Below are 13,306 nucleotides of genomic sequence, written 5' to 3' on the forward strand. Positions count from 1 at the left end.
GTCATGATTGTTGCAATTGTGTGTGAAACTATGACGTTCCTCCGTTATCCCTCCAACCAACGGACCCCCGACGGCGACTGACGGTATCCACCAGCATGCGTGACCCAGCCAGGGACGTGCTTGCCCGCAGACCGCGTCATGGCCTGATCCCCGTTGCCCTTGGGCTGCTTGGCCTCTGCGCGTCTCTCGGATGCGGCGCCAAGAGCGCGCCCAAAAGCGCGCGCGTCCCCATCACGGTCGCGATCGCCGTCGAGCGGCCGGTGCCGTTCGCGATTGCGGCCACAGGAACCGTCGAGGCGATCCGGACCGCGGCCATCGGATCCCAGGTGGGAGGGACGGTGCAGCGGGTCGCGTTCCGGGAGGGGGACTACGTCCGGGCCGGCCAGCTCCTGATCCAGCTGGATCCGCGCCCGTTCGGCGCCGCGCTCGACCAGGCCCTCGCCGCCCTGGCGCGAGATCGGGCACGGGCTGCCACGGCCCGGGTCGAGTCCGAGCGCGCCGAGAAGCTTTTCGCCCAGGACATGCTTTCCCAGTCCGAGTGGGATCAGAAGCGCGCCGACGCCGAGGCGCTCGCCGCCACCGTGCAGGCCGACTCCGCCGCCGCGAGCACCGCAAGATTGAATCTCGAGTTCGCCGCGATCCGCGCGCCGATCTCGGGGCACACCGGCCGCGTGGCCGTCCACGCGGGCGACTACGTGAAGGCCGCCACGAGCGACCCGCTCGTCACCATCATCCAGCCGGATCCGATCCGCGTCCGGTTCGCGATTCCGGAGCGGGAGGTTCCGCTCCTGCAGCGTTACCGGACCGGAAACCCACGCGTGGAGATCCACCCGGACGGGTCGCGGGTGATTCCGGGGAAGCTCGTGTTCGTCGACAACGCGGTCGACCCCGGCAGCGGCACGCTGCTCCTGAAGGGAGAGGTCCCGAACCCGGACGGGCGCCTCGTGCCCGGTCAGTTCGTGGACGTCCGGCTGATTCTCTACGTCGCGCCGAAATCGCTGGTCGTCCCGGCCCGGGCGGTCTCGGTGGGGCAGCAGGGGAGTTACGTCTACGTCGTGAAGCCCGATTCCACGGTCGCCTCACGTCCCGTCGAGGTCGAGCGGACGCGAGACGAGATCTCGGTCATCGCGCGCGGGCTGACCGCCGGCGAGGCGGTCGTGACCGACGGGCAGCTCAAGCTCGCGCCGGGCTCCAAGGTCTCGATCCGGCCCTCGATCGTCGAGGAAGGGCAATGAACCTCTCCGGCATCTTCGTCCGCCGGCCGATCATGACGACGCTCGTGATGGCGGGCGTCCTCATCTTCGGCGTCGTCGGATACCGGCTCCTCCCGGTGAGCGATCTCCCCAACGTGGACTATCCCGTGATCTCCGTCAGCGCGAACCTGCCGGGCGCGAGCCCCGAGACGATGGCCTCGGCCGTGGCGACGCCGCTCGAGAAGCAGTTCTCGACGATATCCGGGCTCGACGCGATGACCTCCTCGAGCAGCCAGGGGAGCACCTCGATCACGCTCCAGTTCGCGCTCGACCGCGACATCGACGCGGCGGCGCAGGACGTCCAGGCGGCGATCACGAAGACCCTCCGCTCGCTTCCGACCGGGATCACGCCGCCCTCCTACCAGAAGGTGAACCCGGCCGATTCGCCGATCCTCTTCCTGGTCCTGACGTCGAAGATGCTCTCGCTCTCCCAGCTCGACGACTATGCCGAGAACGCGCTCGCGCAGCGGATCTCCATGGTGAAGGGCGTGGCGCAGGTGTCCGTCTTCGGGGCGCAGAAATACGCGGTGCGCATCCAGCTCGATCCGAGGGCGCTCTCCTCGCGCGGGATCGCGATCGGGCAGGTCAGCGACGCCATCCAGGCCGCGAACGTAAATCTGCCGACCGGGATCCTCTGGGGGAAAGACCGGTCCTCCACGGTCGTCGCGGGCGGCCAGCTGCGAAACGCGCAGGAGTTCGGGGATCTGGTCGTCGCCATCCGCGAAGGCGCCCCCGTCCGGCTCCGCGATCTGGGCCAGGTGCGCGACGACGTGCAGAACAACCGTGTCGCGAGCTGGTACAGAGATCAGCGAAGCATCACGCTCGCGATCCAGCGGCAGCCGGGGACGAACACGGTCGAGGTCGCGGACGCCGTGCATCGTCTCCTGGAGCGCGTCCGGCCCCAGCTCCCGGCGTCGGTCGAGATCCACACGCTGTACGATCGGTCGGTCACCATCCGGCACTCCGTGCAGGACGTCCAGTTCACGCTCCTCCTGACCTTGGCGCTGGTCGTGATGGTGATCTTCCTCTTCCTGCGCAACATCGCCGCGACCGTGATCCCCAGCCTCTCGCTTCCGCTCTCGGTCGTGGGCACGTTCGCGGTCATGCACTTCCTCGGCTACAGCCTCGACAACCTCTCCCTGATGGCGCTCACGCTCTCGGTGGGCTTCGTCGTGGACGACGCGATCGTCATGCTCGAGAACATCCACCGGCACATGGAGCAGGGGAAGCCGGCGCTTCGCGCGGCGCTCGACGGCTCGCGGGAGATCGGCTTCACGATCATCTCGATGACGCTCTCCCTGGTGGCGGTCTTCATCCCCGTGCTCCTGATGGGCGGGCTCCTGGGCCGGCTCTTCCACGAGTTCGCGATGACCATCAGCGCGGCGATCCTCGTGTCGGGGATCGTCTCGCTGACGCTGACGCCGATGCTTTGCAGCCGGTTTCTCCGGATGGAGCGGGCACGGTCGCACGGAAGCGCCTACCAGGCCATCGAAGGCGCCTACCAGCGGACCCTGGATCTTTACCGCCGGACCTTGGGCTGGGTCATGGGGCACCGGCCTGTCACGATGCTCTTCTCGCTCGGCATTCTGGTCGGGACGGTCCTGCTGTTTCGCGCGATCCCCAAGGGCTTCATCCCGAGCGAGGACACCGGGCGCATCCAGGCGACGACGGAGACCGCGGAGGGCACGTCGTTCGACGCCATGGTCGAGCACCAGAAACAGGTGGCGGCGATCGTCGGCAAGAATCCGGACGCGCAGTCGTACATGTCGTCGGTCGCTTCGGGGGGCGGCATCTCCTCCCCGCACCACGCCCGGATCATCATCCGTCTGAAACCGCGCTCCGACCGGCCGCGCTCCGCCGACATCCGCGACCTCCAGCCGAAAGTTGCCCAGGTGCCCGGCATTCGGGTCTTCCTCCAGAACCCGCCGGTCATCAACGTGGGCGGCCGGATCTCGAAGAGCCAGTACCAGTACTCGCTCCAGGGGTCCGACCTCCAAGGGCTCTACCAAGGCGCGACGGACCTCACCAATCGGCTGAGGGACGTCCCCGAGCTTCAGGACGTCACGAGCGACCTCCAGATATCGAACCCACAGGCGAACGTGACCATCGACCGGGACCGGGCCGCCTCGCTGGGTGTCACCGTCCAGCAGATCGAGGAGGCGCTCTACGACGCCTACGGCTCGCGCCAGGTCTCGACCATCTTCACCCCCAACGACCAGTTCTGGGTGATCATGGAGCTGTTGCCCCAGTACCAGCGCGACGCCGACGCGCTCGCGCTGCTGAGCGGAACGGCGGATTGGTCCCGCTGGGGGCCGTCGCGACGGTCACTCCCGCCGTCGGGCCGCTCAGCGTCAACCACATGGGGCAGATCCCCGCCGTGACCGTCTCGTTCAACCTCCGACCGGGCGCGTCGCTGGGGCAGGCGGTGGACACGGTGCAACGAACCGCGAGAGAGACGCTCCCGGCGACGATCACGGGCAGCTTCTCGGGAACGGCGCAGGCGTTCCAGTCGAGCCAGCAAGGGCTCCTCCTCCTGCTCCTCCTGGCGGTCCTCGTGATCTACCTCGTGCTCGGCATTCTCTACGAGAGCTTCATCCACCCGCTCACGATCCTGTCGGGTCTCCCGTTCGCGGGATTCGGCGCCCTCCTGGCCCTGATGGTCTGCCGCACGGAGCTCAGCATCTACGCGTTCGTCGGCATCGTCATGCTGGTGGGCCTCGTGAAGAAGAACGCGATCATGATGATCGATTTCGCCCTCGACGCGGAGCGCACTCAGGGGAAGTCGCCGCGAGACGCGATCGTCGAGGCGTGCATCATTCGATTCCGGCCGATCATGATGACCACCATGGCCGCGTTCATGGGAACGCTGCCGATCGCCATCGGCCTGGGATCGGGAGCGGAATCGCGCCAGCCGTTGGGCATCGCGGTCGTGGGTGGGCTCGCGTTCTCCCAGCTCGTGACCCTGTACGTGACGCCGGTGATCTACACGTACCTCGACGCGTTCCAGCGGCGCCTGGGGAGCCGTGGGGCGCGATCCAAGACGGTCCGAGCCCCTCGTGCGGAGATGGACGAGCGCGTCCCCGTTCCCGCCGCGTGAACGCGCCCGGGCAAGGCAGGTAGGCGCTTGAATCCGTTCGCGCTTCTTGGCCTCGCGCTCGCGCTCGGGCTCCGCCACGCCGCCGATCCGGATCACGTCGTCGCGGTGACCGCGATCACCGCCCGGACGAAGCGCGTGCTCCCGGCGATGTGGCTGGGGGTCGTTTGGGGGCTCGGGCACACCGTGACCTTGTTCACGGTGGGCGCCGCCATCATTCTCTTCAACCTGGTCGTGCCGCCGAGGGTTGGGCTCACGCTGGAGCTGGCGGTCGGACTCGCGCTCGTGGTGGTCGGCCTACTGAATCTGAAGCCAGCCGCGGGAGGCGGCGGGAGCGGGCTCCCAGGAGAAGGGAAGCGGGAGCGGATTCCGGCCTGGCGCGCGTTTTTCGTGGGGCTGCTCCACGGGCTCGCCGGGAGCGCGGCCGTCGCCCTTCTCGTGCTCGCGACGGTGCGCGATCCACGATGGGCGTGCGCGTATCTACTGTTGTTCGGGTTAGGGACGCTCGCCGGGATGAGCCTCGTCACGACCGGTCTCGCCACGCCCTTGGCCGCGGCGTCACAGCGTTGGCCGCGCGTGAGCCACGGCGCGCGCCTCGTGACGGGCCTCCTCTCCCTTGCCCTTGGCGTCTGGCTCGTCTATCAAATCGGCTGGAAAGACGGGCTCTTCCTCGCCGCCCCCCACTGGTCGCCACGATAAGCTAGAATACGGCGATGACCGCCGGCCCCTCCTGAGCCACGCCTCACCCATGCGCCCCGAGATAGCGGTCGTCGGAGCCGGATTCAGCGGCACCATGGTCGCGGTTCACCTCCTTCGACTGGCTCGCTCCTTCTCGGCGGACGTTTCGGTGGCCCTCTACGAGCAAGGCGGTGCTCCCGGCCGGGGACACGCCTATGGGACGACCAGCCCGATTCATCTCCTGAATGTTCCGGCCGGCCGCATGAGCGCGTTCCCCGACGCTCCCACCCATTTCTTGGACTGGGCCCGCGCTCGGGACGGATCGGTCCGGCCCGAGGCGTTTCTCCCGCGCCACGACTACGGTGAGTACCTCGCCGAAATCCTGAATCGCGAGACCAAGGAATCGAAGGGCCGCCTCGAAATTCGTTCGGCCGAAGTGCTCGACGTGGAATCGGCGGGCGAGGGACTCCGGCTGCGCTTCCGCTCGGGGCCGGCGAGGTCCGCAAGCCGCGTCGTCCTCGCCACCGGGCACCCGCTTCCCGCGCCGCCAATTCCACTCGATCGCGCGGTCCTCGATGGGGGTCGGTACAAAGAGAATCCCTGGGACAGCGCCGCGCTGGATCGGCTCCCCAGCGACGCATCCCTTCTCCTGATCGGGAGCGGCCTGACCGCGGTCGACGTGCTTCTGGAGTCGCGCCGCCGCGGGTTCCGGGGCGTGATCCACCTTCTGTCGCGGCGCGGGCTTCTTCCCCTGCCGCACGGCGGGGCGGAACCGCCCCGATCCGGAATCCCGGCCGATTTCCCGCGAGGGCGTCTCCTCCCGATGATGAAGCGGCTCCGGATGGAGGCGCTGCGCGCCGAGAAGAACGGGGAAGGGTGGCGTTCGAGCATCGACGCCCTCCGGCCCGCGACGCAGGAGCTCTGGCGCTCGCTCGACGCCGAGGAGAAGCAGCGTTTCCTGAGGCACCCACGGGCCTACTGGGAGGTCCATCGACACCGCGTTGCTCCCGAGATCGACGAAAAAGTGAAGGTCGAGCTTCAATCCGGGAGGGTGGTGCGGCACGCGGCGCGGATCGTCGCGATCGGGGCCGCGAGCGACGGGCTCCGGGTGGGCATCGCCCCACGGGGCGCCGCCGCGGCGAAGGAGCTCCTCGTGCAGCGGGTCATCAACTGCACCGGACCCAACACCGGCGTCGAGATGTGCCGGTCGCCGCTCACGCTGACTCTCTTGACGTCGGGGGCCTGCACACCGGACGAGGTGGGCATCGGCTTGGCGTGCGACGCCGACGGCGCGCTGATGGACTCGGCGGGGCGCGTCTCGGATCGCCTCTTCACACTCGGTCCGCTTCGAAAGGGAGAGCTCTGGGAGAGCACGGCGGTCCCGGAGCTCCGCGTGCAGGCGGAGCGCCTGGCGCGCCGTCTCCTGGGCGGAATGGACGCCGGTAGTCCGCGATGAAGTCCGCTGCTTCATACGGCGCCGCCCACCCATGCGCCGGGCGAAACCTTGCCTGGGACAGGAGCGTATGTAATTCTCAGCCCAGCCGCGCCGGGATTCCCGAAGGAGCCTCTCTCCTTCACCCTTGCGCGCACCGCCTGGGATCCGGCACTCCATCTACCCGGAGGACCTATGCTTAGCACTCGGGGCCTGGTCAAGATCTACCCAGGTCCGGTCACGGCGTTGAACGGAATCGACCTGGACGTGCCTCAAGGCATGTTCGGGCTCCTCGGACCGAACGGCGCGGGGAAGTCCACCTTCATGAAGATCCTCGCCGGGCTGCTCGAGCCTACCTCGGGCAGCGTGACGCTGGACGGATCGGACATTCTCGGGCATCCGGACACCCTCTGGCCGCGCCTCGGTTATCTGCCGCAGGAATTCGGCTTCTATCCTCACCTGACGGGCGAGGCCATGCTCGCGCATCTCCTCGAGCTCAAAGGGGTCGCGGCGCCGCAAGGACGCAAAAAGCTCGTGGCGGCTCTCCTGGAACGCGTGAATCTCACATTCGCGGCCAAGCGCAGGGTCAAAGGGTATTCCGGCGGCATGCGGCAGCGTCTTGGGATCGCGCAGGCTCTCGCGGGCGATCCGCGTCTCATCATCGTGGACGAGCCGACGGCGGGATTGGATCCGGAGGAGCGCCTGCGGTTCTACCATCTGCTGTCCGAGCTCGCGGCGAATCGCATCGTCCTTCTCTCAACCCACATCGTGGAGGACGTCGCGGTGCTCTGTCCGCGCTTCGCCGTCATCCGCGCGGGCCGGCTCTTGACGGTGACGTCGCCGAGCGAGGCCCGCGCGGCAATACGCGGGCACATCTTCGAGGGCATGGTGAGCGTGGACGATCTGCCGCGCTTGCGCGCCGAGCGCACGGTCACGCAGGCGCTCCTGGTGGAGGGGCGCAACCGGGCGCGGATCTACGAGCCCGCGGGATCTCCGCCCGACGGGTTCGCCTCCGTTCCGGTGACGCTGGAGGATGCCTACCTCGTGCTCATGCGCCTCGGCGCGTTTCCCACCGACGAGCCGCGCGCCGGCCGAGCCGCGCAACGCGACGACGCGCTGTCGCCGGGCTCCGCGCCGGCCGAGGTCGCGGGATGAGTTTTAGGCGGCTTCGGGCGACCTTCAGCGTGGAGTACTGGCACACCTTGCGTCGGCCGCTCTTCATCGTGCTCGCCTTCATGCTGCTCTTGAGCGCGTTCGGGCTCTCCTCCGGGAAGATGTCGATCTCCTCCGGGGACAGCTCGGTCGGCGGAACGAAGGCCTGGATCACGTCGGAGTTCGCGCAGACGCAGATGATGACGTTCATCGTCCTGCTCTATTACGCGTTCTTCATCGCGATCGGGGCGGGCATGACGCTGCTCCGCGATCGCGAGACCAAAGTCGACACGCTGCTCCACTCCACGCCGCTCACGGCGGGCGAGTATGTATGGGGACGCTTCCTCGCGATCACGTGCGGCTTCATCGTCCTGATGGTCTGGCAGATGGCCGTCACCGCGCTGTTCAACCACGTGGTTCCGAACGCGTCGGCCCTGGAGATCCGCGGCCCGTTCCGGATGATGAACTATCTCACCCCGGTGCTAACCATCGGTCTTCCGTTTCTCATCTTCTTTGCCGGCCTGTCGATGTTTCTCGGAGAGAAGACCCGAAGTCCGGTCCTGGTCTTCCTGCTTCCGGTGGCGACGCTTCTCATTTTCGGATTCTTTCTCTGGACCTGGGCGCCTTCGTGGCTCGACCTGAGAGTGAACAAGCTCTTCCAGCTGATCGACCCCGCCGGCTATCGGTGGCTCAATGAAACGCACTTGAAGGTGGACCGCGGCGTCCAGTTCTACAACACGCAGCCGGTCCCCTACGACTTGCTGTTCTGGCTGAACCGGGCGTGGATGATCGTGGCCGGCCTGGGCGCCGTGCTCCTCGCCCAGCGGTCCGTTGCCCAGTCGCTGCGCGGCGAGGTCGCCTCCAAGGCCCACGCGAGGATGGGAACGCGGCCGGCCGTAGCGGGCATGGGGGACGAGGCGCCGGCGGCCGGCCCCGTGAGCGCTCTCGGGATGAAGAGCGGAGCGCCGTCGTTCCTCGGAGGCGCGATCTCGGTCGCGAGGGTGGAGCTCCATGAATTGCTCCGCCAACCGGGCCTCTACATCTTCATCCCGGTCATCCTGGCCCAGGGGCTCGCCAACGCTCTGTTGGCCGTGGGCATGTTCGATACGCCGATCCTCTTGACGCCCGGCATGACGGCGGTCGCGATCTCGACCCAGATTTCCGCGCTCGTCTGTCTCATGCTCATGTTCTATACCGTCGAATCCCTGGAGCGGGAACGCACCACCGGCTTCTCGCAGATTCTCTACGCGACCCCGCTCCGCACCGCGGCGCTCCTGTCCGGCAAGGCCCTCGCGAACAGCGCGGTCGCGACCATAGTGCTGCTCGCGTCGCTTGCCGCGAGCGCGATCGCCCTGCTGGTGCAGCATACGGTCCCGTTCTCCTTCGGCCCGTACCTGCTCGTGTGGGGCCTCCTCCTGATTCCGACCTTCCTGGCGTGGACGGCCTTCGTGACCGCGGTCTACGCGGCGGTGGGGAACCGCTACGCCGCCTACGCCGTCGCCTTGGCGGCGTTCGCCTATACCGGCTTTCGTGTCTTGACCGGTCAGCTGAGCTGGGCCGGGAACTGGGCGTTGTGGCGCGCTCTCCGGTGGAGCGACCTCGGCTTCTTCGAGACCGACCGCGTCGCGTTGATCTTAAACCGCGTGATGGTCTTGGGTCTCGCGGTGCTCTTCATCGTGCTCGCGATGCGCCTCTTCGGGCGCCGCGGCGCCGATGCCGTGCGCACCATGCACCGTCTCGCCCCGAGCCGGCTGGCGTCTTCGGCGCTCAGGCTCGCGCCCTACGCCATGGTCCCTCTCATCGCCTGGGCGGCCCTCATATTCCAGGTGAGCGAGGGGAGCGAGGGCGCCGCGGCCAAGAAGGCGAAGAAGGATTACTGGGCGAAGAACCTCAAGACGTGGCTCGATGCCCCGCTGCCGGACATCGCGCGCGCCGACGTGAGGCTGAAGCTGGATCCGGCCCGGCACTGGTTGGCGAGTGATGGGACGTTCACGCTCGTGAACGGCCTGGACGCGCCGCTCGCTCAGATTCCGCTGACGGGGGGGTGGGACTGGGAGCATCTGACCTGGACCATGAACGGGCGCGCGGCCACGCCGGAGGACAGCCGGCACCTCTACATTTTTACTCCCCCCGTGCCGCTCGCCAAGGGCGACAGCGTCGTGATCGGTTGGAAGTGGGATGGGCGTTTCCCCAAGGGCGTCACGAAGAACGGCGGCAACACGATGGAGTTTGTCCTGCCGTCGGGGGTCGTCCTGACCGGGTTCACACCGAGCTTCGTGCCGGTCGTGGGATTCATGGAAGATCAGGGGGAGACCAAGGAGAACAAGACGGAGCCGCGCCGCTATCCGCGCGATTACTGGAAAGGGGTCACGCGCGCGAGCTACGGAGCCACCGCGTGGTTTCCCGCACGCGTAAGCGTCACGGCTCCCGCGGAGTACACGCTCAACTCGATCGGGGTCTGCGTGAGCGACTCGGTGAAGGACGGGTGGCGCACGCAAGTATGGGCGACGGATCACCCCGTGAAGATCCTCAACGTGGTATGCGGCAAGTGGAAGGTGAAACAGGGGAAGGGCACGACCATTTTCTACAGCTCCGCCCACCCGTACAACATCGATGAAATGTCCTCCACCCTGGACGCCGCCCGCCGCTGGTACTCCGAGTGGTTCCTCCCGTATCCCTGGCGGGAGCTCAAGCTCTCGGAATTTCCCGCCCTCGCCGGCTACGCCCAAGGCTTCGGAACGAATATCACGTTCAGCGAGAACATCGGGTTCCTGACCAAGAACGACGCCAAGACCGACGCGACATTTCTCGTCACCGCCCACGAGGCGGCGCACCAATGGTGGGGGAACATCTTGACCCCGGCCAACGGGCCGAACGGCGATTTCCTCAGCGAGGGCATGGCCCATTTCTCCACCCTGTTGCTGTTCGACAAGATGAAGGGCCCCCGGGGGCGAATGGAATTCGCGAAGTCCCTCGAAGCCCGTTACAATGATCGCCGGCGCGTGGACGACGAGCGCGCCATGTACGACGTGGATGGGAAGAGGGAAGCGGACGAGACGGTCATCTACGACCGCGGGGGCTGGGTTTTCTGGATGCTCTACGATTTCATGGGGCACGACCGCGCGCTGGCGGGCTATCAACACTTCATCCGGACGTGGAGTGTGGGCCGGGATCATCCCGCGCTTCAGGATTTCGTCGCCTCCATGCGCCCGTACGCGGCCGACGCCGCGGCGTACGACGCGTTCGTGAAGGAGTGGTTGGAGGATCGGGTCGTGCCGGAGTACCGGGTCGTCTCCGCGAAGAAGGCCAAGAGCGGTTACGACTATGACGTCACCGTGACGGTGCGGAACACCGGGACGGGGAGGATGCCGGTGGAAATTGCCGCCGCGGCCGGAGAGCGCTGGTCCGAGCCGAACGCGAAGGCACCCGAAGCACGCTGGGAGCAGAATCCGTCCTACCGCGAAGCGCGCGGGAGCGTGACGCTCGGCGCCGGAGAATCGAGGACGCTCACGATCCGCTGCGGATTCGTGCCCGAGCGCGTCGTGGTGGATCCCGACGCGCGAATCCTGCAGCTCCGGCGAAAGCAAGCGGTCGCGACCCTGTAGAGCCGGGACCTCCCTTGTCCAAATCGAAACCCAAAGGCAGACAGAACCCGCCGCGCGACAACGTCCTCCGCCGCCCTTGGATCGCGCCGGCCGCGCTCGTTCTCCTCACCGCGCTTGTGTACGCGCGCTCGATGCTCGTGCCGGTCCACGACTGGGACGACTACGTTTACATCTTCCGCGACTCGCGGCTCGAGCACCTGTCGGGCGCGAATCTCCTCCGCATCTTGACGCAGCCCTTTTTCGCCAACTTTCACCCCATCACGACGCTCACCTATGCGTTCGACCGCGCCGTCTGGGGAACCTGGGTGCCCGGATTTCATCTCACCCAGCTGGCCTTCTATATCGGAGGCGTCGTCGGCCTCTACTTCCTCTTCGCCCGTCTGCTCGGCTGGCGTCCCGGCGCGTTCGTGGCGGCGGCGATCTTCGCGACACACACGATCCATGTGGAGTCGGTGGCCTGGCTGGCGTCGAGGAAGGACGTCGTCTGCCTGTTCTTTTACGCGCTCGCGCTCAACACCTATGTGCGGTACGCGGGCTCCACTTCCATTCGCTGGGGGACGTACGCTCTCACCTTCGTTCTGTCCGCCGCCGCGATGCTCTCGAAAGGCTACGCGGTGGTCCTCCCGGCCGTGTTCTTCGCCTACGATCTCTGCTTCTCGGGGCGGATCACGCGGAGACAAATTGTCGACAAGCTGCCGTTCCTCACCATCGCGGCCGTTACGATCCTCCTCACCACCAACGCTCAGGATCGGGACAGCGCGCTGATCCAGCCCGGACTTCCATTGGTGGCGCGCGTGGCGCTCCTGGCCAAGATCTTCGCGCTCTACGTCGGACACGCGCTTCTGCCCGTCCGGCTCTCGGCGTTTTACGCGGTCGGCGGTGAGCCCCCCGAGCCTTCGATCGTCTTCATCGGCGCCCTCCTCGGGCTTGCGCTCGTCGCCGGATTCTCTTCCCTGCGCCGAAAGAATCCTGCGGCCGCGTTCGGAATCGCCCTCTTTCTGCTCCCGCTCGCGACCGTCATGAACTTCTTCTTCACGCTGCGGATCTGGATGACCGATCGATATCTGCTCTTCCCGACGATCGGGTCGTCGCTCGCGCTCGTGGCGCTGGCGACGCCGCTCTTCCGACCTCGGGGCGCCGATCGGGCTCCGGCCCGTCATGGTCCCGCCCGCGCGTGGCTTGCCGGAGCGGCGATCTCCCTGATCGGGCTCTACTCCATCCTGACCTTCGCGCGGATCGGCGTCTGGACCAGCAGCGTGAGCCTGTGGAGCGACGTTCTTCGAAAAGATCTCGACCTCCCGGGATCGGGGCCTGTGACCGCGCAGGATCTGAGCGGATCGTCCAAGATCGGATTGGTCGCGAACGGGCCCCTGATGGGCTTGGTCCACGCCTATCTGTGGATGGGCAACAATGAGGAGGCGGGCAAGGTCGCCGCCCTGGTGGGCGGTACGGCCGGGGCCGGCGCGGACGACAGCGAGCTGGCGCTGGCGCAGCGCGATCTCGACGCGGGGAAGCCCGGGGACGCGCTCCGGCGGCTCACGCCGATCTCTCAAGGCAAGACGTGGGTCGCGCCCCTGGCGACGATCTGGATCGGCGCGGTACAGAAGACCATGGGAAACGAAGAGGCCTCTCGTCAGTCGATCCGCGAGGGAATCGAGCGCTATCACAAGTCCGGCCAGCCCGCGACCGACGGCCTGATCCATGTCGGCACGGCGGCGTTCCGCCGCGGCGATTACCGCCAGGCGGCGGAGTGGTACGGGCTCGCGCTCCAGGAATCTCCGAAGGAGGCGAAGGCGGCATTCCACCTGGGGAGGGCCCTCGAGGAAAGCGGCGACGTTCCCAAGGCGATGGAGCTCTACAAGCGAATCACCGCCGGAGAACTGGTTATTCTGCCGGACGCCCAGTTCACAGTTCTCGACGTCTATCTTCAGATGGCCGTGGCCGCGCAGCGGATCGGCCATCGCCAGGAGGCGATCGGCTACTTCGAGGAGGTTCTCCGGCGCTCTCCGGGTCACCCGAAGCGCGGCGCCATCCTGGCTCAGATCAAGACCCTCCGCGCTCCTGCCGCGGCGAATCCGTAATTCAGGGACGA

At 67.1% G+C, this 13,306-nt stretch carries 6 protein-coding genes and 1 pseudogene; all 7 read left to right on the top strand.

The window, feature by feature from the left end; translation table 11 throughout:
* Positions 1–95: 95 nt before the first annotated feature.
* A complete protein-coding gene (locus E6K79_08775) occupies positions 96–1,235 on the top strand; it encodes an efflux RND transporter periplasmic adaptor subunit (protein TMQ63734.1) in 1,140 nt (379 codons plus the stop codon).
* A pseudogene (locus E6K79_08780) lies at positions 1,232–4,350 on the top strand (efflux RND transporter permease subunit). Before E6K79_08775 ends, E6K79_08780 begins: the two are co-directional and overlap by 4 nt.
* 27 nt (positions 4,351–4,377) lie before the next feature.
* Positions 4,378–5,046 carry a high-affinity nickel-transport family protein gene (locus tag E6K79_08785; protein ID TMQ63735.1) on the top strand — a complete coding sequence of 223 codons (669 nt, stop codon included), beginning with the start codon at positions 4,378–4,380 and terminating at the stop codon, positions 5,044–5,046.
* A gap of 49 nt (positions 5,047–5,095) precedes the next feature.
* Positions 5,096–6,481: a hypothetical protein gene (locus E6K79_08790; GenBank protein TMQ63736.1), complete on the top strand. Its 1,386-nt coding sequence runs from the start codon at positions 5,096–5,098 to the stop codon at positions 6,479–6,481.
* Between the two features lie 171 nt (positions 6,482–6,652).
* The gene (locus tag E6K79_08795; protein TMQ63737.1) at positions 6,653–7,612 is read left to right on the top strand and encodes an ABC transporter ATP-binding protein; all 960 of its coding nucleotides are present in this window, start codon (positions 6,653–6,655) and stop codon (positions 7,610–7,612) included.
* A complete protein-coding gene (locus E6K79_08800) occupies positions 7,609–11,214 on the top strand; it encodes a hypothetical protein (GenBank protein TMQ63738.1) in 3,606 nt (1,201 codons plus the stop codon). Before E6K79_08795 ends, E6K79_08800 begins: the two co-directional genes overlap by 4 nt.
* 14 nt (positions 11,215–11,228) lie before the next feature.
* Positions 11,229–13,295, top strand: coding sequence for a tetratricopeptide repeat protein (locus E6K79_08805; protein ID TMQ63739.1), 2,067 nt, complete (start codon positions 11,229–11,231; stop codon positions 13,293–13,295).
* Positions 13,296–13,306: the final 11 nt, after the last annotated feature.

Source organism: Candidatus Eisenbacteria bacterium, from assembly GCA_005893305.1.
Lineage (GTDB): Bacteria > Eisenbacteria > RBG-16-71-46 > SZUA-252 > SZUA-252 > WS-9.